This is a genomic window from Enterobacter genomosp. O (assembly GCF_001022965.1).
Lineage (GTDB): Bacteria > Pseudomonadota > Gammaproteobacteria > Enterobacterales > Enterobacteriaceae > Enterobacter > Enterobacter cloacae_L.
The window spans coordinates 289,808-310,308 of sequence record NZ_LECZ01000027.1; the positions used below are offsets into that span (position 1 = coordinate 289,808).

Consider the following 20,501-nt stretch of genomic DNA (forward strand, 5'->3'; position numbering starts at 1 on the left):
ACTATTAAGGGGGGGAAGGGAGATGACCTTGATTTGACGCAAAAAAAACAGGGGCATTGCTGTTAGTTTGCGCCACGAAGTCTTATCAGATAACGAGGACAACAATGGACGTCAGCCGCAGACAATTTTTTAAAATCTGCGCGGGCGGTATGGCCGGAACAACAGCCGCTATGCTGGGTTTTGCTCCCAAAATGGCACTGGCTCAGGCACGCAACTTTAAGCTGCTGCGCGCGAAAGAGATCCGTAACACCTGCACATACTGCTCCGTGGGTTGTGGGCTTTTAATGTATAGCCTGGGCGATGGCGCGAAGAACGCCAGAGAAGCGATTTACCACATTGAAGGGGACCCGGATCATCCGGTGAGCCGCGGCGCACTTTGCCCGAAAGGGGCGGGCCTGCTGGACTACGTGCACAGCGAAAACCGCCTGCGCTACCCGGAATACCGCGCGCCGGGCTCTGACAAATGGCAGCGTATCTCCTGGGATGAAGCCTTCTCCCGTATTGCAAAATTAATGAAGGCTGACCGCGACGCTAACTTTATTGAAAAGAACACGCAGGGCGTGACGGTCAACCGCTGGCTTTCCACCGGGATGCTATGTGCCTCTGCGGCAAGTAATGAAACCGGCATGCTGACGCAAAAATTTGTGCGCTCTCTCGGCATGCTGGCGGTAGACAACCAGGCGCGCGTCTGACACGGACCAACGGTAGCAAGTCTTGCTCCAACATTTGGTCGCGGTGCGATGACCAACCACTGGGTTGATATCAAAAACGCGAACGTCGTGGTGGTGATGGGCGGTAACGCCGCTGAAGCCCATCCGGTGGGGTTCCGCTGGGCGATGGAAGCGAAAAACAACAACGATGCGACGCTTATCGTCGTCGATCCGCGCTTTACGCGTACGGCATCGGTGGCGGATATCTATGCGCCTATTCGCTCCGGCACGGACATTACGTTCCTGTCCGGCGTACTGCTGTACCTGATTGAAAACAACAAAATTAACGCGGAATACGTTAAGCATTACACCAACGCGAACCTGCTGGTGCGGGATGATTTTGCCTTCGATGACGGGCTGTTTAGCGGCTATGACGCCGAAAAGCGCCAGTACGATAAGTCCTCCTGGAACTATCAGTTCGATGAGAACGGCTTCGCGATGCGCGATGAAACGCTGACGCATCCGCGCTGCGTGTGGAACCTGCTGAAACAGCACGTGTCACGCTATACGCCGGACGTGGTGGAGAACATCTGCGGCACGCCGAAAGCGGACTTCCTGAAAGTGTGTGAAATGCTGGCCTCTACCAGTGCCGCTGACAGGACCACCACGTTCCTGTACGCGCTGGGCTGGACGCAGCATACCGTCGGCGCGCAGAACATCCGCACTATGGCGATGATCCAGCTGCTGCTCGGCAATATGGGCATGGCAGGCGGCGGCGTGAATGCCCTGCGCGGTCACTCCAACATTCAGGGCCTGACCGACCTCGGCCTGCTGTCCACCAGCCTGCCGGGCTACCTGACGCTGCCTTCGGAAAAGCAGGCGGATCTGCAAACGTACCTGACGGCGAACACGCCAAAAGCGACGCTGCCGGACCAGGTGAACTACTGGAGCAACTATCCGAAGTTCTACGTCAGCCTGATGAAATCCTTCTACGGCGACGCGGCGCAGAAAGAGAACGACTGGGGCTTTGAGTGGTTACCGAAGTGGGACCAGGCATACGACGTTATCAAATATTTCAACATGATGGATAAGGGTAACGTCACGGGGTACATCTGCCAGGGCTTTAACCCGGTAGCCTCGTTCCCGGATAAAAACAAGGTGGTTCGCAGCCTGAGTAAGCTGAAGTACATGGTCGTTATCGACCCGCTGGTGACCGAGACCTCCACCTTCTGGCAAAACCACGGGGAATCGAACGATGTCGATCCGGCGTCGATTCAGACCGAAGTGTTCCGCCTGCCGTCCACCTGCTTCGCGGAAGAGGACGGCTCCATTGCCAACTCTGGCCGCTGGCTGCAGTGGCACTGGAAAGGTCAGGATGCACCGGGTGAAGCGCGCAACGACGGTGAGATCCTGGCCGGAATTTACCATCGCCTGCGCGAGATGTACCGCACCAAAGGCGGCAAAGGCGCTGAGCCGCTGCTGAAGATGAGCTGGAGCTATAAGCAGCCGGATCATCCTGAGTCGGAAGAGGTAGCGAAGGAAAATAACGGCGTGGCGCTGGCCGATCTCTACGATGCGAACGGCAATCTGGTGGCGAAGAAAGGCCAGCTGCTGAACAGCTTTGCGTTGCTGCGCGATGACGGCACCACGGCCTCGTCCTGCTGGATTTATACCGGCAGCTGGACGGAGCAGGGTAACCAGATGGCCAACCGCGATAACGCTGACCCGTCCGGGCTCGGCAACACGCTGGGCTGGGCATGGGCGTGGCCGCTGAACCGCCGCGTGCTGTACAACCGCGCGTCGGCGGATATCAACGGCAAGCCGTGGGATCCGAAGCGGATGCTGATCCAGTGGAACGGCACTAAGTGGGCGGGGAACGATATCCCGGACTACAACACCGCCGCGCCGGGCAGCAACACCGGGCCGTTCATCATGCAGCCGGAAGGGCTGGGACGCCTGTTTGCCCTCGACAAGCTGGCGGAAGGGCCGTTCCCGGAACACTACGAGCCGATGGAAACGCCGCTGGGCACCAACCCGCTGCACCCGAACGTTATCTCCAGCCCGGTGGTGCGTATCTACGAAGACGACGTGCTGCGCTTAGGCAAAAAGGACAAATTCCCGTACGTTGGGACGACCTACCGCCTGACCGAGCATTTCCACACCTGGACCAAGCACGCTCGGCTTAACGCCATCGCGCAACCGGAACAGTTTGTGGAAATCAGCGAAACGCTGGCGAAAGCGAAAGGGATTGCCAACGGCGATCGCGTGAAGGTGAGCAGCAAGCGCGGGTTTATTCGCGCGGTGGCGGTGGTCACTCGCCGTCTGCAAACCCTGAACGTGCACGGGCAGCAGGTGGAAACCGTCGGTATCCCGCTGCACTGGGGCTTTGAGGGGGTGGCGCAGAAAGGCTACATCGCCAACACCCTGACGCCAAACGTTGGCGACGCCAACTCGCAAACGCCGGAGTACAAGGCGTTTCTGGTCAACATCGAGAAAGCGTAAGGAGCGATTAGATGGCGATGGAAACACAAGACATTATTAAGCGCTCCGCGACCAACCCGATTACCCCCGCGCCTCGTGCGCGGGATTACAAGGCAGAAGTCGCCAAGCTGATCGATGTCTCCTCCTGCGTAGGCTGCAAAGCCTGCCAGGTGGCCTGCTCGGAGTGGAACGACATCCGTGACGAGGTGGGGCACTGCGTTGGGGTTTACGACAACCCGGCGGATCTGAGCGCCAAGTCCTGGACGGTGATGCGCTTTAGCGAAACCGAGCAGAACGGCAGGCTGGAGTGGCTGATCCGCAAAGACGGCTGCATGCACTGTGAAGATCCTGGCTGCCTGAAGGCGTGCCCGTCTGCCGGGGCGATTATTCAGTACGCCAACGGGATCGTCGATTTCCAGCAGGACAACTGCATCGGCTGCGGCTACTGCATCGCGGGCTGTCCGTTTAATATCCCGCGCCTCAATAAAGAGGATAACCGGGTATATAAATGCACCCTGTGCGTCGATCGCGTCAGCGTCGGCCAGGAGCCTGCCTGCGTGAAGACCTGTCCAACCGGCGCCATTCACTTTGGCACCAAAAAAGAGATGCTGGATGTGGCGCAGGCGCGGGTGGATAAGCTGAAAGCGCGCGGCTATGAGAATGCGGGCATCTATAACCCGCAGGGCGTGGGCGGCACGCACGTCATGTATGTGTTGCACCACAACGACCAGCCAGAGCTGTACCACAACCTGCCGAAGGATCCGGCGATCGATACCTCGATCAACCTGTGGAAAGGGGCGCTGAAACCGCTCTCTGCGGCGGGCTTTATCGCCACCTTTGCGGGGCTGATTTATCACTATATCGGTATTGGGCCAAACAAAGAGGTGGATGACGATGAGGAGGAGCATCATGAGTAAGTCGAAGATGATAGTGCGTACAAAGTTCGTCGACCGCGCCTGTCACTGGACGGTCGTGATCTGCTTCTTCCTGGTGGCGGTGTCGGGGATATCGTTTTTCTTCCCGACGCTGCAGTGGCTGACCGAAACCTTCGGCACCCCGCAGATGGGGCGCATTCTGCACCCGTTCTTCGGCGTACTGATTTTCGTGGTGCTGATGTTTATGTTCGTGCGCTTCGTTCATCACAACATCCCGGACAAGCAGGATATCCCATGGGTGAAAGGGATCGTCGAAGTCCTGAAGGGTAACGAGCATAAAGTCGCGAAGGTGGGCAAATACAACGCCGGGCAGAAAATGATGTTCTGGACCATCATGAGCATGATTTTTGTGCTGCTGGTGACCGGGGTGATTATCTGGCGACCGTATTTCGCGCACTATTTCCCGATCCAGGCGGTGCGCTACGCGCTGCTGATTCATGCAACTTCGGCCATCATCCTGATTCATGCCATCCTGATCCATATGTATATGGCATTCTGGGTGAAAGGATCGATTAAAGGAATGATTGAAGGGAAGGTGAGCCGTCGCTGGGCGCAGAAACATCACCCGCGCTGGTACCGTGATGTGGAACGGCTGGAAGCGAAAAGGGAAAGTACGGAAGGAATAAAGTGAGCTCTGCGCCGTCGGCTTTGCCCGGCGGCGCTGCGCTTGCGCGGGCCTACGTTATGTATTGGTTACCAACGCATCTATCGCCGCAATCACAGTACTTCTCGCGCTGCGAAGATTGCATACATAATTTTTATTATTCAGTTTCTTTTTCTCCACGTGTGTTATGCCAGCGGTATTAAGGAAATATCGCTCAAAATCAATATTCACCAGTGGCATCGCGGCGTGGATATGCCCACGTAAATAGCTATGGTAACTTAATGGAAGAATCAGTCTTGTTGATAAGTCATCATAATAGTCATGTTGAATTATCATAAAGTAAGGCTGGTAGTCGCGTGTTCTCTCTGAAAGATTACGGTAAACGTCAAACTGAAAGCACATTAAATCCCTCCAAAGAAAGGATCGTCTGATAATAATCCCGCTTTAGCCGTAAATTCATTCATGGCTCTTATGAACTCCTTATCTTGCTGTTGCTGTCGTCTCCGCGTCTCTTGTGTCTGGGCTGGACGGGAGACTCCGCCCGCTACACGTTCTCTTTTGCCATAGTCTTTGCTTCGGTTTGGTTTCATTTTTATCTCCTTTGTTGGTGCGGTCATTATCAACCGCAGCCAACAAAAAACAATACCGTTTCCCCTGGTAATCTACATTCTGCGAGCCACCTTCTAGTAATATTAAAACCTCTCTGAAATATACCGGAACGGGTATTTCGTTGGCTTCACCTTACCTATTTTACGCTTCGGTAAATCGACCTTTTCAACGTGCAGTTCTTTATACGGAATCTGCGAAAGCAGGTGCGAAATAATATTCAGGCGCACGCGCTTTTTATCTTCTGAACGCGCCACAAACCACGGTGCCCAGGCGGTATCGGTGGCTTCAAACATGGCGTCGCGGGCGCGGGTATACTCGTCCCACAGGTTAAAGGATTTAATATCCATCGGTGAAAGCTTCCAGATTTTACGACCATCGTTAATACGGTCGCGCAGGCGGCGCTCCTGCTCTTTAGGCGTCACCTCCAGCCAGTACTTCAGCAGGATGATGCCGGCATCGACCATCGCTTTTTCCATGACCGGCGTGCCGTCCAAAAATTTCTCAACCTGTTCCTCAGTACAGAACCCCATCACCCGTTCCACGCCCGCGCGGTTGTACCAGCTGCGATCGAAAATCACGATCTCGCCTGCCGAAGGCAGATGCGGTACGTAGCGCTGAAAGTAGAGCTGGCTTTTTTCTTTATCCGTCGGGGCAGGGAGCGCAACAACGCGAAACACGCGGGGGCTGACGCGCTCGGTGATCGCTTTAATGATACCGCCTTTGCCGGCACCGTCGCGTCCTTCAAAGACGATACACACCTTTAGTCCTTTGGCGACGACCCACTGCTGGAGCTTAACCAGTTCGACGTGCAGGCGGCGGAGCTCTTGTTCGTACTCTTTGGTCTTCAGCACGGGTTTAACCACGCTATCTGCGCTTGCTTTGTTCACGGTCACTGCTTTGGTTTTCTTCTGTTTTGCGTTTCCCATGATAATCCTCATCTCCGGATCGGGTGATGTGCTTAGAAGGAACTAACACTTTGAAGTGTAATGCTGGCCTGCAACCTCCGCGGGAATTTTTGACATGTGTGTCTGATAAGCGTGTTTCTCTTCATCAGGTAACGGGTTAGAATGGTTGAGGGTACTGTATGAATAAACAGGTGGGTGTGATGACATTGATTATTGAGGGCGAAAAAATCGGTCGTACTCGTTTTACCGGCGAGAAAATAGAGAATGCAATTTTTCGTAACTGCGACTTTTCAGGCACGGATTTAACCAGCACGGAGTTTATTGGCTGTCAGTTCTATGACCGGGAAAGCCAGCAGGGCGGTAAGTTTACTCGGGCGCAGCTTAAAGATGCTATTTTCAAAAGCTGCGATTTATCGATGGCGGATTTCAGGCATTCGAATGCATTAGGCATCGAAATCCGTGAATGCAGGGCGCAAGGGGCTGATTTTCGCGGAGCCAGTTTTATGAACATGATCACTACGCGTACCTGGTTTTGCAGTGCTTACATAACAAAAAGCAACCTGAGCTATGCCAATTTTTCGAAGGTGGTTCTGGAAAAATGCGAGTTGTGGGAAAACCGCTGGAACGGTGCGCAAATACTCGGTGCCACCTTCAGCGGCTCGGATCTGTCGGGGGGCGAGTTCTCCTCTTTTGACTGGCGAGCAGCCAATTTTACCCACTGCGATCTGACCAACTCAGAACTGGGTGAACTGGACGTGCGCGGTATTGATTTACAGGGTGTCAAACTGGACAGCTATCAGATTGCCCAGCTGATGGAGCGGCTTGGCATCGTGGTTTTGGGCTAGCGGTATTCACAACCTTACCTGAATTAATGGATTAACCTGTCAGCCAGCTGATTTGAACTGGCTCACCATACAAGATTATTCAATAATGCCCGTCGCGAGTGATTAACCAGTGGTTGAAGTATGAAAAAGACAATTTTTTCGTTGGCGCTGAGCACCTTTGGCCTGGGAATGGCTGAATTTGGCATTATGGGAGTGTTAACCGAGCTGGCGCATGACACCGGCATTTCAATTCCCTCTGCCGGGAATATGATCTCGTTTTATGCCTTCGGGGTGGTGATTGGCGCGCCGATTATGGCGCTGTTTTCTGGCAAGCTCTCGTTAAAAACCACGCTGCTGTTTCTGGTGGCGATGTCCGCCGTCGGAAACGCCCTGTTTACCTTTTCAACGTCCTATTTCTGGCTGGCGGCGGGGCGCTTAATTTCGGGATTCCCACACGGCGCGATTTTCGGCGTCGGGGCAATTATCCTCTCGAAAATAGCGCCACCGGGGAAGGTGACGGTCGCGGTGGCCGGGATGATCGCTGGCATGACGGTGGCAAACCTGGTGGGCGTTCCGCTGGGCACATGGCTTGGGCACCAGTTCAGCTGGCGCTATACCTTTTTCCTGATTGCCGTGTTCAATGCGCTGGTGATCCTTTCAGTGCTGCTCTGGGTGCCGGACATCCATGACAAATCAGAAATTAAATTGACCGAGCAGTTCCACTTTCTGAAGAAACCAGAACCCTGGCTGATTTTTGCCGCCACGATGTTTGGCAACGCCGGCGTGTTCGCCTGGTTCAGCTTCGTTAAGCCGTTTATGGTCAACGTTTCCGGCTTCACTGAAGGCGTGATGACCATCATCATGATGCTGATGGGCCTTGGCATGGTGTTGGGCAATCTGCTGAGCGGTAAGCTCTCGGGTCGCTTTAGCCCGCTGCGCATTGCGGCCACCACCGACATGGTGATTGTCGCCTCGCTGCTGCTGCTTTTCGCCTTTGGCGAGCTGAAAACGGCCTCGCTGGTGATGGGCTTTATCTGCTGCGCAGGGCTGTTCGCGCTCTCTGCGCCGCTGCAAATCCTGCTTCTGCAAAATGCGAAGGGCGGTGAGATGCTGGGGGCCGCGGGCGGGCAGATGGCGTTTAATCTCGGCAGCGCGATCGGCGCGTACTTTGGCGGGATGATGATTACCCTCGGCTTTAGCTGGAACTACGTCACGCTGCCTGCGGCGATACTCTCTTTCTCGGCCATGAGCGCGCTGCTGATCTACGGCTATCTGCGGGCCAGGCAGGCTCAGGCTAACGCTCGCGCGCTAGCCTGATCGGTTCAGGCAAGCCAGGGCTCGCCCAGGGTCAGCATCAGGCGGTTGGCCCAGGCGAAGAACGCCGCGGACTGCACCAGGTCAAGCTGCGCTAAGGTATCCAGCCCCTCTTTTTCCAGCGCGGCAAGGTGCAGCGGCGTGGCGGCAGGCGGCGTAACCGACAGCGCTGCCGCAAAGTTAATTTCCGCCTGCCAGCGCGCAGACTGCCCCTCGCTCAGGGATTGCCCCGGACGCACTGCCAGAAGCGCCTCTACCGCGCCGTCATCCTTTGACAGCTGGCTGGCTTTACGCGCATGGACAGATGCGCAGTAGATGCAGCCGTTGATTTTACTGGCGACCGTTGCGGCCAGCTCGCGCTCGGCGCGCGGCAGTCCCCCTGAAGTATAAAAAATCCCTTTATCGGTCAGCGTGCGCTGTTCAAGCACCGGCAGATTGCGCCCCAGCAGGCGGAAATAGTCGGAATCGGTATGACCAAATTTCGCCAGTATGGCAACCTCATCGTCGCGGAAATCTGCCAGCGGTTTAGCGGCTAGCCACGGCTCCCAGCCCAGCTCCTGCTGGGTGAACGCGACGGGAGCCGCCTTCCCGGTGGCAGTGGTTGCGGTCGTGTGCCAGAGGCCCGCGGCCACCGGCGTATCGCTAGCGGCGACGGGCCTGTCGTTAAGCAGCCGCAGCCCGGCAATCAGTCGGCTCTGGAAGCTCACAAACGCGATGAGCTGCGCCAGGGTAACGATACTTTCCTTGCTCCATCCCGCCTGGGTCAATGCCTTTAACGCGGTCGGCGTGGCTTCAACGGGCGAGAACGTCAGCAGGCGCGCGAAGTTCAGCGCCGGGGTCAGGCGTTCTGAGGTGGGGTCGGCCAGGCCAAACCCCGCGTAGTGCGCGGCCAGCGCCTCCGCGCTGTGCCATCTGGCCACTTTCGCGGCCACGGCGAAACGCTCGTCGAGTGCAAAATCATCATCCTGCTGGCTGAAGAGGATTTCGTAGCTGCCCTGCGCGTGGCGCGTGGCGGCATCCCGCGTGGCGCGCGCCTCTGCCAGAGGGGAACCGGGTTTAATTTCCGCCAGCTCGGCGAGAATGTCCTGACTTAATGACATAGGTGTCTCCTCAAAGTATGTGGGGGGCGATGTGTTCAGCAATCAGCTCAATGGAGCGCAGCGTGTCGCGGTGCGAGGGTTCGACCGAATGGACCTGGAACGAGATATCCGTGGCGCGCCTGAGAATGGAATCAGCGTGCAGTGAACGCAGTACCGTCTCGGGTGAACCGATATGGGCGTCAAACTGACGGCGATAATCGGTGACGGTGTCACCTTTAACCGCGTGTCCGGCAGCGCGATGCTGTTGCGCCTGTTTCGTCAGGCCCGGCGTTGCCACCTTCAGCGCATAGTCATCGCTGTCGGCGACGAACGCGGTACGGGAGGCAAGAATGCGCGGTGCGATGCCCGCCGGCAGCGCCTCAAGGTAGGCATCCACAATCGGGTTCTGGATTTCATCGAGCGTGAGATCCGGCCGGTCCGCCGGGCGCGGCTGCGTGCGCGAGAGCATTAAGCCGTGTCCGGCCTGTGCGGCACGCACTGCGCCGTCTACGGAGAAGGTGGCAATCCAGATGCGGTCCGCCAGCTGTGGTGCCGGAGGGTATAAATGGTTATCCGGGTGGGCGAGGGAATCGCCGCGCCAGGCGCTCTGGAGCACGTGAAGGTTCTCGGCAAACGCGCTCGCGCGCGCTTCAAACGTCAGGCCGAACGGCAGGAATGAGGTGGGCGTGCCGCCTGACCCCAGCCCGACTTCAAGACGTCCATCGGCGAGTAAATCAAGCACCGCGGCATCTTCCGCCACGCGCAGCGGGTTTTCCATCGGCAGGGTGATGATAGCCGTGCCCAGGCGGATGGTTTCGGTATGCGCGGCCACGTGCGCCAGGAACAGCAGCGGCGACGGCAGCCCGCCTTCGCTTTCATGGAAGTGGTGCTGCGCAATCCAGGCGCTGTCGAAACCGTGGCGTTCAGCGTGGCGGATCTGTTCTGTTGCCAGACGATAGCGCTCCTTCGGCGCGGCGTCGTCAAGCAGGCGGGTGAAAAACCCCAGGCGTTTTCGCGTCATGCGAACTCCTCCGTAGCGGGTGAAAAATGGGGAATGGCGTCAATCAGCTCGCGGGTATAGGCGTTCTGCGGCGATGCGAATAAGGTCCCGACGTCGCCGTGCTCGACCACCTGACCGCTGCGCAGCACCGTGACGCTGTGGGCGATCCGGCGAACCGTGGAGAGATCGTGCGTAATGAAGAGGTAGGTCAACCCCAACTGCTGCTGCAGCTGCTGAAGCAGAGCCAGGATCTGCGCCTGGACGGTGACGTCCAGCGCGGAGGTGGCTTCGTCCAGCACCAGAATGCTTGGCTCCAGGATCAGCGCCCGGGCGATGGCAACGCGCTGGCGCTGTCCGCCTGAAAGCTCCCGGGCGGTGCGGCTCAGGAGTTCGACAGGCAGGGCAACCCGCTGCGCGACCGTCTCTACACGGGCCTTACGCTCCGCTTTGCGCAGGCGGGAAAAGTTCTTCAGCGGTTCTTCGATAATGTCAAACAGCGTCTGACGCGGGTCGAGAGAGGCAAACGGGTTCTGGTAAACAAACTGGATCTTCTGGCGAAGCTGACGACGGGCCTCGCGGCTGAGCGTGGTGGCATCGATATCGTCAATAATGACCTGCCCGCTGTCGGCCTGTTCAAAGCCCAGCAAAATACGGGCGAGGGTAGTTTTCCCGGAGCCGGATTCACCGACCAGCGCATGCGTGCTGCCGCGCCTGACGTCAAACGTTACCCGATCCAGCGCCTGAAGCTGATGGCCTTTGCCCAGCGAGAACCGTTTGCTGATGTCGCGGGCGCGAATGGCCGGTGACGCGAGCGGCAGACCGGCCACCGGGGCGATGGTCAGGCGCTGGCCCTGGAGATCGCTCAGCAGCTGGCGAGTGTAGGCGTGCTGCGACGTGCGGACGATATCGGCGGTGTTTCCCTGCTCCTGAATTTCGCCATCGCGAAAAACCAGCAGCCTGTCCGCGCGCTCTGCGGCCAGCGCCAGATCGTGGGTGACAAACAGGACGGCGGTACCCGATTCCCGACGCAGGATATCCAGCAGGTCGAGAATGCGTTTTTGCACCGTCACGTCCAGCGCGCTGGTGGGCTCATCGGCAATGATGACGTCCGGACGCAGCGCCATCGCGATGGCAATCAGCACGCGCTGCTTCATGCCGCCGGAGAGCTGATGCGGGTACTGCTTCATGCGCTGCTCGGGGTGGCTCAGGCCGACCTTTGTCAGCAGGGCGAGCACCTGCTCGTCGCGCTGGTGAGCCGTTACCTTTTGGTGCAGCTGAATAATTTCGCCGACCTGCGCGCCGATGGTTTTTACCGGGTTGAGTGAATTACCCGGGTCCTGCGGAACCAGGCTCACCCGCGCGCCGCGAAGGGTGTCGAGACGCTTAGCGGACCACTGGCTTATCTCCTCGCCGTTGAGAATGATTTTCCCCGCATCGCGCCGGGCGTTATCGGCCAGCAGACCGATAATCGCCTGCGCCGTGGTCGTTTTTCCGGAGCCGGACTCGCCGACAAACGCCAGCATTTCTCCTCGCCCGAGCGTGAAGCTGACGTTATGCACCACCTCTCGCCACTGGCGCGCGGTGCGGTAGCTGATGGTGAGGTTTTCTACCGAGAGTACGGTCATTTCAGGCCTCCGCTGAACTGTTGGCTGATACGGTTGGTTGCCAGCACCACGGCGATAACGGCCAGACCGGGGAAGGTGGTTAACCACCAGGCGGTAGAGAGATAGTTACGGCCTTCGGCAATCAATAAGCCCCATTCCGGCACGGGCGGTGGGGTGCCGTAGCCGAGAAAGCTCAGCGTGGAGAGCGCCAGGATGGCCTGACCAAACTGCAGCGTGGCAAAGGCGAGCACGGCGGTTAAGGCGTTGGGCAGGATGTGTCGCCACAGCACCGCAAAGAACGTCCCGCCGCTGCCATACGCCGCTTCGACATAATCCGTATGGCGGATGCGCACCACTTCACCGCGCGCGAGGCGGGCGAAGCTGGCAATGGAGGCTACGCCCACGGCAATCGCGGCGTTAACGGTGCCAAAGCCGAGCAGAATAATCACCGTCAGCGAGAGCAGCAGAGACGGGATGGACAGCAGCACGTCGACAAAACGCATCAGCAGAGACTCGACGCGTCCGGCGAACGCCCCGGCAACCACTCCTAAACCGGTACCCACCAGCAGACCCATCGTGACGGCGGCCAGCGCCGCGCTCAGGGAGTGGGAGGCGCCATAAACGATACGCGCGTAAACATCGCGGCCAAGCTGATCGGTGCCGAGCCAGTGGCCGGCCTGCGGCGCCAGGCGCTGTGCGCCCGCGATGCCCTCAATCGGGCTGTAGTGGGTCAGAAGGCCGGGCGCCACGGCGGCAAAAAGGGCGATAATAATCACCGCCCATGCCAGCCACAGCCCGGGCTGCCATTCGACGCCCTGCCAGGTGGGGACGCGTTTTCGCGCGGCGGCTGCGTAATCAACAAGGCTCATGATGCACCTCCGGAAAGGGGTTGCAGACGGGGATCCAGCAGCGGCATCAGGAGATCCACCAGCAGATTGATCAGGACAAAACCGAGGGCGGAAATCATCACCACCGCCTGAAGCACGGCGATATCCTGGTTATTCACCGCCTGCTGGGTCAGTTGCCCGAGCCCGCTGCGGCCAAAAACGGTTTCCGTGATCAGCGCTCCGGCAATCAGCTCGCCCAGCAGCAGCCCGGCAATATTCAGCACCGGCAGCAGGGCGTTGCCCGTCACGTGACGCCACAGCACGGCGGTTTCACTCAGCCCTTTGGCCCGGGCAACGGCAACAAACGGCTGCGTCGCCACCTGGTCCAGGCTGCGCATCAGGATTTGCGCCAGCGGGGCGGAGATCGGGATGGCGACGGTCACGATCGGCAGGATCAGCCCCTGCAGCGGCGTCGGGTTAATTACCGGGATCAGCCGCAGCTGAAAAGAAAAAAGCTGGATCAGGGCAATGCCCAGCCAGAACGTCGGTAACGAGATAAACAGGACCGGCAGAGACTGGAGGGTATTGCTCAGCCAGCGCAGACCCGGCAGCCGCGACGCAAAGGCCAGCGCAAACGCCAGCAGGACCGCGAGTACAAACGCGGGCAGGGCGAGGCTCAGGGTATCCGGCAGGTTGCTGGCAATCAGCTCGCTGACCGGCACGCCTGCCTGTAGCGAATAGCCGAAATCCCCGCGCAGCATCGCCAGCAGCGTGTGGCCGTACTGCTGCCACAGCGGGCTATCCGCGCCGTAGGCCACGCGCATCTCCTCGATTTGCGCCGGGCTTAAGCCCAGGTCCGGGTTCTGAAATTTAATCAGCACCGCGTCGCCCGGCAGCACCTGGAGCAACACGAACGAGAGGGTAAAGGCGGCCCACAGCACCAGCAGCCCGTGCCCAAAACGTTGAAGAAGTGCGTGGCGCATCGTCGGCTCCTCAGTGTTTCTCAATCCACGCGCCGTAGAACGACGGGCGGCCTACCGCTTCAAAACTCACGCCTTTCAACCACGGGGCGCCGGCGAAGACCTGCGGCTCCTCGAAAATCGGAATGACGTAGGCGTTATCCAGCAGGTAACGCTGGGCATCGCCGCTCAGCTGCAGGCGTTTTTGCGGATCGACCTCGGCGGAGATATCGACCAGCAGTGCGTTCAGCTTGTCGTCGCGGAAGTTTTTGACCTTGTCGCTGGAGCCGCCTTTCTGCAGCAGCGCGTCGCGGTTAGCGGGGTAGAACATGCTTTTCACCACGTCCGGATCGGCGCGGCCCACTTCGGAGACGGTTAGCGGCGTTTTCAGCGGGTCAAGGTTATCCAGGGTGCGGCTGCCAGCGTCACCGGCTTTGACGCTCAGCGCCACGCCCACCTGACGCCACTGCTGGGCAACCAGCTGCAGCACCTCTTTGTTTTGCGGCTGCGGCAGCGATTCATACACCGTCAGCGCTAGCCGCTGCCCGTCTTTGGCGCGGATCCCGTCGCTGCCCGCTTTCCAGCCCGCTTCGTCCAGCAGCTGGTTAGCTTTTGCCGGGTCGAAAGTCAGCTTGTCGCTGAGGTCGACAAAGCCTGCGGCGGAATCGGCAATCACCGACTTCGCCTGCGGATAGTTGGCCGAGAAGAGGGTCTCGACCACCTGTTTGGCATTGGTGGCGTGCAGCAGCGCCTGACGGACGCGAATATCGGCGACCAGCGGGTTGTCCGGGCGGAAGCTGATACTGTCATTCACGCCGCGCGTCGGGGCGGCGTAGATCTTATAGCCCTGGTCCGTCGCCTGCTTTTCGTCATACGCCTGCACCTGGCGGATAAAATCCGCCTGCCCGGCCAGCAGGGCACCTACGCGCACGCTGTCCTCCTGGGTCACGATAAACTTGATGCCGTCCAGATTGGCCGGCCCCTGCTGCGCCAGATTTTTGGGTCCCCAACGGTAGTCTTTGCGGGCTTCGAGCGTCACTTCGCGGCCGAGCTTCTCGTCCTTCACCACGAACGGGCCGGAGCCAATGATATGGCGGGCGTCTCCCAGCTCTTCAAAGTTGCGCTTCAGCGTGCTGAGCGAGACCAGGCCAGAGCCAATCGTGGCGGTGCCCTGCAGGAATCCCGGCGACGGTTTTTTGAAGTAGAACTTCACGGTCAGCGGGTCGACCACTTCGCTGCGATCGTAGTTATTGATCACTTCGGACACCGGCAGGCGCTGCGCCTTGTTGCCCAAACCGTAGGTATCAAAGTTTTTCGCTACGGCGCTGGCGTCCAGCGGCGTGCCGTCGGAGAAGGTGATGCCCGGGCGAATTTTAAAGGTGTATTCGGTTTTATCGGCGTTGGTGGTCCAGCTTTCTGCCACCCACGGTTCGACCTGCAGCGTCTTTGGGTTCTGCCAGGTCAGCTTGTCGGTGATTTGGTTCAGGATGCCGCCGTTCGGGTAGAAGCCGCCGGCGGGCGGGTAGAGGTTAGTGTGCGCCTGTTGCTCCAGATAAATCAGCGTGCCGCCTTTGACCGGCGCATCGGCGGACCAGGCTGCGGTTGTCGTCAGAATGAGCGCCGTCAGCAGCGGCAGACGAAATGGGGTTTGCATGGTGAATTCCTTTGTTATCTTCTTGTTAGCGTCGGATTCATCATCGGGCGCGGGGGAAAACAAGGGAACAAAGGAATTAAGATAAGGATTGCCGGAAAATGGCTATAAAAGCGCCCCGTCAGGGGGCGCAGGCTGGGAATTAAACGAATTTCGCCAGCGGGTCTGCGGCGGCAAACGCAACCGCTTTATCGGCTGCCGGGGGGTAGATCAGCTCGTTAGTGATGGCAATCTTGATCTTCTTGGCTTCATCCTGCACTGATTTAACGGCCTGATCCCAGCCCTCTGTATAAACCGCACCCCAGCCCCCCAGGTCCAGGCAGGTTACGTAATTCACCTGACGATAAGGATAAGGTTCAATGTTCAGCAGGCTGGCCGCCGCGTTGTGTCCGGCAAATTTCCCTAGCTGGATCGCGTGCTGGCAGGTCATCAGTGCCGTATTGCCCGCATCGTCTGTTTTGGCGTGAGCCATATCGCCAGTAGCATAGACGTCCGGATGCGCGGGAACCTGCAACGTCTCTGCCACGACCAGGCGACTCTGGCTATCGCGTTCACCGTCAATCTGCAGGCTAAGAGGGTTGGCCTCCACGCCGGCGGTCCAGACGACGGATGCAGTAGCAATACGTTCACCATTTTTCAGCGTTACCCCGTGGGCATCAACGGCTTCAACTTCACTGTTTAAGCGCCATTCAACGCCCAGCGCCTGGCTCGCTTCCGCAATGGTTTCACGTAGTGCTTCACTATAGCGGCCGCCAATGACTGGCCCTCTTTCAACTACGACTATTTTAATCTCTGTATCATCTCCAAGACGGGACCGCAGCCGGGCAGGCAGCTCCGTTGCCAGCTCAATGCCGGTAAAGCCGCCTCCGCAGATTACCACGGTGTTGCGTTCAGGCGTTGCGGGGCGTAACGCCAGCGAGTCAAGGTGACGCTCGAATGCCTGTGCAGTTTCCATCTGGTCGATATCGAAGGCGTAGTCAGCCAGGCCGGCAAGCGGTGGGCGTTTGGTCTGGCTGCCCGTAGCGAGAATCAGCCGGTCGAAAGAAGCCGTAGCACGATCGCCATGCGACGTCCGGTATAAAACGGTTTTCTTAGCGGTATCAATCTGTTCTGCGTGTCCGGCAATGAACGTAATATCAAGCTCAGCAAACAGGTCTGTTAATGGGGCGACCAGCGTTGACACGTTCTCCTCATAGAAGCGTGGGCGAACACGCAGTTCAGGCTCGGGGGCCAGTACGGCAATTTTAAGGCTGTCTTTTTCCTGCTGCGCCGACAGGCGCGCGGCGCTGACCGCAGCCCACATACCGGAAAACCCGCAACCCACAATTAATATCTGCTTTTTCATACTCGATCCTTTTGAACGGCAGGCCGTATACCTGACATAACTGCCACTATACTTGTCGGAGTTAACTGCGACAACTTCTTTCTGAGTTAAAAAACGTTATACTGCTGCGAACAATGATTCGGAGTGAACCATGGCGTTTTACAGTTCCGGTGTGGAATACGGCATTCACAGCCTGATGTGTATGGTGGATGCGAAGGGCAACGAGCGTGAGATGAGCGTCCGGGAGATGGCTGCCCTGCAGGGCGTACCGTATGATTATCTTGGAAAAATTTTTACGCGCCTGTCGCGCGCCGGGCTTGTCATCAGTACGGAAGGCAAGGGCGGGGGCTTTAAGCTGGCGCGTCCGGCGGAGCTGATCAGCGTGCTGGATGTGGCGCATGCCATTGACGGCGAGAAAAACATGTTCGAATGTCGTGAAGTGCGCCAGCGGCTGGCCGTGTTTGATGAAACCCCTCCCGCCTGGGTATGCGATGGCCCGTGCGGAGTACGTTCAGTAATGGACAGTGCGCAGCAGCGGATGGAAGAGGAGCTCGCGCGTCATACTATTCTCGACCTGGCGCGCAAAATGTATCGAAAGGCGCCGGACACCTTCCAGATTGAGGTTCAGGAGTGGATTTCAGTTCGTCGTTCGTCGTAGTTATGAGCCGGGTAAGGCGTAGCCATTACCCGGCAAAAGGTGTTTACGAACGTAAGTCGATCACCATACGGCCACGGATCTGGCCCTGTTCCATCTCTTTAAAGATGGCGTTGATGTCCTCGATCGGACGCATCGTCACTTTCGGCACCACTTTGCCTTCTGCGGCGAACTGGAACGCTTCCTGCAGATCCTGACGGGTGCCGACCAGCGAACCCACCACCTGAATGCCGTCCAGCACCAGGCGCGGAATATCGAGGCTCATCGCTTCCGGCGGCAGGCCAACGGCGACCACGCGGCCGCCGGCACGCACGGCGTCTACCGCCGAGTTGAATGCCGCTTTTGCGACGGCAGTGACGACTGCGGCATGCGCGCCGCCGGTTTTTTCCTGCACAATTTTAGCGGCATCTTCGCTGCGGGAGTTGATGGTTAAATCCGCACCCATGCTTGCCGCCAGCTTCAGCTGCTCGTCGTTAACGTCAAGGGCGATGACTTTGGCGTTAAAGACGTTTTTTGCATATTGCAGCGCGAGGTTGCCCAGGCCACCCAGACCGTAAATCGCAATCCACTGGCCCGGTTTAATACCGGAAATTTTTACCGCTTTGTAGGTGGTGACCCCGGCACAGGTGATGCTGCTGGCTGCAGCAGATTCCAGACCGTCCGGTACTTTTACCGCGTAATCCGCGGTGACGATGCACTCTTCCGCCATGCCGCCGTCAACGGAGTAGCCGGCGTTTTTCACATCGCGGCACAGGGTCTCGTTGCCGGTATTACAGTATTCGCAGTGGCCACAGCCCTCAAAAAACCATGCCACGCTTGCGCGGTCGCCGACCTTCAGCGATTTCACGCCAGGGCCGACTTCTTTCACGATCCCAATCCCTTCATGGCCCAGGATAACCCCGGTTTTATCGCCGAAATCACCGTTCTTCACGTGGAGATCGGTGTGGCATACGCCACAGCACTCCATCTTCAGCAGGGCTTCCCCATGCTTTAGCGGGCGTAAGGTTTTTTCGGTAACGTTGACCTGGTGGTCCTGTGTGACAACAGCAGCCTTCATGTGTATCTCCTTGTTCATGATAAGAATCTGCATAGCAGGTGTAATACCCCTTAAGGATTAATACATTAGCCTGGTAATGCAAGGCTGCCGCAACATAATGTCATCATTTGATTCGATTTCAGATTAAGAATACGGCGATCCTCTAATAATTAAGGGGGGAAAATGCTGGCCCGGCGAGGTGCTCGCCGGGCGCAGGCTTACAGCTGTGCTTCTATCTCCTCAATCTCCTTACGCCATTGTGCCTGCAGCTGGGGCTTTTGATGCTTCGGCTTACGCGCCAGATCGTCTTCCAGCAGCGTTTCCAGCGCAACCAGCCGTTCAAACAGATCGTCGTACGGCGAGGGTTGTACCGTCGCGGCAGCAGCGGGCGCAGCGGATGTCATAAGCCCCGCGCTTTCACGCAGCCGCTCAAACACCGCTTCTGCATCGTGCCACTCGCTCAGCGTTCCCTCTTCAATCAGCCAGAAACGGTTGCAGCTTTGGCTGATTAACTGACGGTCATGGCTGACCAGCAGCACGCCCCCTTCGAACTGCTGAAGGGTTTGCGCCAGCGCCTCTTTGCCTTCCATATCCAGGTGGTTGGTTGGCTCATCCAGCATCAGCAGGCTGTAGCGGGCAAGCGTAAGGCCAACGAACAGCAGGCGCGAACGTTCGCCGCCGCTGAGCGTGCTGACTTTTTGCCCGTGACGGGACCACGGAAACCCGGCGCTGATGAGCGCCATCTTCCTGTTTTGCGGGTCGGGCGCGAAGGGCTCCAGCGCGTCGAGCAGCGTGGCATCATCCGGCAGCTGGTTCAGCGTCTGGTCGTAATAGCCCGGCGAGACGCGCGGATGGATTTTCAGCCCGCTGCCTGCGAGCTCATCGGCAAATTGTTGCCAGATAAGCCTCATCAGCGACGATTTACCGCAGCCGTTGCGACCGACAATCGCCACGCGATCGCCGCTTTTCAGCCGCGCCATTTCGATGTTAAACAGCGGCGGTAGCCCGGGCGCAGGCGGGACGCCGAGGTTTTCCATCTCCAGCAGACGGTCCGCCCGCAGCGCGTCACCACGCAGGGTTAACGTCCACGGGCTGCCCGCCGTGAGCGCGGTCTGGCTCTCTTTGAGCCTTTCAACCTGTTTTTCCATCTGTTTGGCTTTGCGGGCCAGGTCTTCGTTGTCGTAAACCTTGCCCCAGGTCGCCAGACGTTTGGCGCTGGCCGTCACGCGATCGATCTCCTTTTGCTCCGCCTTGTGGCGCTGCGCGTCGCTTTCATCTTTTGCTTCAAGCGCCTGGCGTGCCGCCGTGCAGGGAAGGGCAAAGTAGTGCAGCGTTTTATCGCGCAGGATCCAGCTGCCGTTGGTAACGGCATCCAGCAGCTGTCTGTCGTGCGAGACCAGCACGAAGCTGCCTGACCAGTTCTGTAAAAAGTGCTCCAGCCAGAGCATGGTCGGCAGGTCCAGGTGGTTGCTGGGCTCATCAAGCAGGAGCAGGTCCGGCTCGTGAATCAGCGCCCGAGCCAGCAGCAGGCGGGTGTGCTGCCCGCCGCTGAGCGTCGCGGAGTGCAGCGACATATCCTGCGGCGTGAAGCCCATGCCCGCCAGCAGCGTTTCGGCTTTCCAGCGCAGGCTGTCGCGTTCCGCTAAGGGCAACTGGGCCAGGACGGCATCCAGCATGGTCAGCGGTAAAATAGCGTCCGGGAGGTGTTGCTCCACGCGCGCCATCAGGCAGTGCCCGGCCAGCGCTACCGTTCCGGCAGCAGGGGAGTCAGTGCCGTCCAGTACCTTCAGCAGCGTACTTTTGCCGCAGCCGTTATCGCCCAGCAGACCAATGCGGTCCCCTTTTTTCAGCGTAAAGGAGAGCGAGTCGAAGAGCGTGCCAAACGCCGTATCAACGCGTAAAGATTGTGCAGTGAGTAAAGTGCTCATTGTTGCTTACCCAAGAGTTACAGGCATGTTTATGCCTCGTCAAACATCGCTGACGATAACTCAGTAAGCCCGAGAGAAGGGATTTCAGGGGTTGGTGTCTTCGCTCAAGCAGAAGT

At 58.3% G+C, this 20,501-nt stretch carries 18 protein-coding genes; 6 read left to right on the plus strand and 12 right to left on the minus strand.

Annotated elements, in window-relative coordinates:
- The first annotated feature begins 104 nt into the window (after positions 1-104).
- The 3 genes from fdnG to fdnI are packed head-to-tail and all read left to right on the plus strand — an operon-like array spanning position 105 to position 4,697.
- Positions 105-3,152 carry a formate dehydrogenase-N subunit alpha gene (gene fdnG / locus ABR39_RS20245; protein ID WP_165587296.1) on the plus strand — a complete coding sequence of 1,016 codons (3,048 nt, stop codon included), beginning with the start codon at positions 105-107 and terminating at the stop codon, positions 3,150-3,152.
- Positions 3,153-3,163: 11 nt separating this feature from the next.
- Positions 3,164-4,048, plus strand: a complete 885-nt coding sequence (gene fdxH, locus ABR39_RS20250) for a formate dehydrogenase subunit beta (protein ID WP_047348414.1) — start codon at positions 3,164-3,166, stop codon at positions 4,046-4,048.
- A complete protein-coding gene (gene fdnI / locus ABR39_RS20255) occupies positions 4,041-4,697 on the plus strand; it encodes a formate dehydrogenase-N subunit gamma (RefSeq protein WP_047348415.1) in 657 nt (218 codons plus the stop codon). The genes fdxH and fdnI overlap by 8 nt, the downstream gene beginning before the upstream one ends.
- Before the next feature lie 51 nt (positions 4,698-4,748).
- On the opposite strand, the gene ABR39_RS20260 is transcribed toward fdnI, so the two are convergent.
- From ABR39_RS20260 to ppk2, 3 genes are all read right to left on the minus strand, one after another.
- Complete coding sequence (locus ABR39_RS20260; protein ID WP_047348416.1) at positions 4,749-5,072, minus strand: CcdB family protein; 324 nt, start codon at positions 5,070-5,072, stop codon at positions 4,749-4,751.
- A complete protein-coding gene (locus ABR39_RS20265; protein WP_047348417.1) occupies positions 5,072-5,260 on the minus strand; it encodes a type II toxin-antitoxin system CcdA family antitoxin in 189 nt (62 codons plus the stop codon). The genes ABR39_RS20260 and ABR39_RS20265 overlap by 1 nt, the downstream gene beginning before the upstream one ends.
- A gap of 102 nt (positions 5,261-5,362) precedes the next feature.
- A complete protein-coding gene (gene ppk2, locus ABR39_RS20270; RefSeq protein ID WP_047348418.1) occupies positions 5,363-6,205 on the minus strand; it encodes a polyphosphate kinase 2 in 843 nt (280 codons plus the stop codon).
- A 179-nt stretch (positions 6,206-6,384) separates the two neighbouring features.
- Between ppk2 and ABR39_RS20275 the strand changes: the two genes are divergently transcribed.
- Both ABR39_RS20275 and araJ read left to right on the plus strand, forming a co-directional pair.
- Positions 6,385-7,029 (plus strand): QnrE family quinolone resistance pentapeptide repeat protein, encoded by a 645-nt coding sequence (locus tag ABR39_RS20275; RefSeq protein WP_047349057.1) that lies wholly within the window; start codon positions 6,385-6,387, stop codon positions 7,027-7,029.
- 120 nt (positions 7,030-7,149) lie between these two features.
- Entirely contained in the window at positions 7,150-8,325 is a 1,176-nt protein-coding gene (araJ, locus tag ABR39_RS20280; RefSeq protein WP_047348419.1) for an MFS transporter AraJ, read from the plus strand.
- A 5-nt stretch (positions 8,326-8,330) separates the two neighbouring features.
- Here araJ and ABR39_RS20285 read toward each other — a convergent pair whose 3' ends face one another.
- The 7 genes from ABR39_RS20285 to ABR39_RS20315 all read right to left on the minus strand — a co-directional run bounded on the left by ABR39_RS20285 (position 8,331) and on the right by ABR39_RS20315 (position 16,787).
- Positions 8,331-9,422, minus strand: coding sequence for an alkylhydroperoxidase domain protein (locus tag ABR39_RS20285; protein WP_047348420.1), 1,092 nt, complete (start codon positions 9,420-9,422; stop codon positions 8,331-8,333).
- A gap of 10 nt (positions 9,423-9,432) precedes the next feature.
- On the minus strand, positions 9,433-10,422 hold the full coding sequence (locus tag ABR39_RS20290) for a putative FMN-dependent luciferase-like monooxygenase (protein WP_047348421.1): 990 nt from the start codon (positions 10,420-10,422) through the stop codon (positions 9,433-9,435).
- A complete protein-coding gene (locus ABR39_RS20295; RefSeq protein ID WP_047348422.1) occupies positions 10,419-12,026 on the minus strand; it encodes a dipeptide ABC transporter ATP-binding protein in 1,608 nt (535 codons plus the stop codon). The genes ABR39_RS20290 and ABR39_RS20295 overlap by 4 nt, the downstream gene beginning before the upstream one ends.
- Entirely contained in the window at positions 12,023-12,874 is an 852-nt protein-coding gene (locus tag ABR39_RS20300; protein WP_047348423.1) for an ABC transporter permease, read from the minus strand. The genes ABR39_RS20295 and ABR39_RS20300 overlap by 4 nt, the downstream gene beginning before the upstream one ends.
- Complete coding sequence (locus tag ABR39_RS20305; RefSeq protein WP_047348424.1) at positions 12,871-13,815, minus strand: ABC transporter permease; 945 nt, start codon at positions 13,813-13,815, stop codon at positions 12,871-12,873. The genes ABR39_RS20300 and ABR39_RS20305 overlap by 4 nt, the downstream gene beginning before the upstream one ends.
- 10 nt (positions 13,816-13,825) lie before the next feature.
- Positions 13,826-15,445, minus strand: a complete 1,620-nt coding sequence (locus tag ABR39_RS20310) for a TIGR04028 family ABC transporter substrate-binding protein (RefSeq protein WP_047348425.1) — start codon at positions 15,443-15,445, stop codon at positions 13,826-13,828.
- Positions 15,446-15,584: 139 nt separating this feature from the next.
- Positions 15,585-16,787, minus strand: coding sequence for an NAD(P)/FAD-dependent oxidoreductase (locus ABR39_RS20315; protein WP_047348426.1), 1,203 nt, complete (start codon positions 16,785-16,787; stop codon positions 15,585-15,587).
- A gap of 130 nt (positions 16,788-16,917) precedes the next feature.
- Here ABR39_RS20315 and ABR39_RS20320 point away from each other — a divergent pair, with 130 nt between their 5' ends.
- On the plus strand, positions 16,918-17,424 hold the full coding sequence (locus ABR39_RS20320; protein WP_047348427.1) for an RrF2 family transcriptional regulator: 507 nt from the start codon (positions 16,918-16,920) through the stop codon (positions 17,422-17,424).
- A gap of 43 nt (positions 17,425-17,467) precedes the next feature.
- Here ABR39_RS20320 and adhP read toward each other — a convergent pair whose 3' ends face one another.
- Positions 17,468-18,478, minus strand: coding sequence for an alcohol dehydrogenase AdhP (adhP, locus tag ABR39_RS20325; RefSeq protein WP_047348428.1), 1,011 nt, complete (start codon positions 18,476-18,478; stop codon positions 17,468-17,470).
- Positions 18,479-18,675: 197 nt separating this feature from the next.
- A complete protein-coding gene (locus tag ABR39_RS20330) occupies positions 18,676-20,385 on the minus strand; it encodes an ABC-F family ATP-binding cassette domain-containing protein (protein WP_047348429.1) in 1,710 nt (569 codons plus the stop codon).
- Positions 20,386-20,501: the final 116 nt, after the last annotated feature.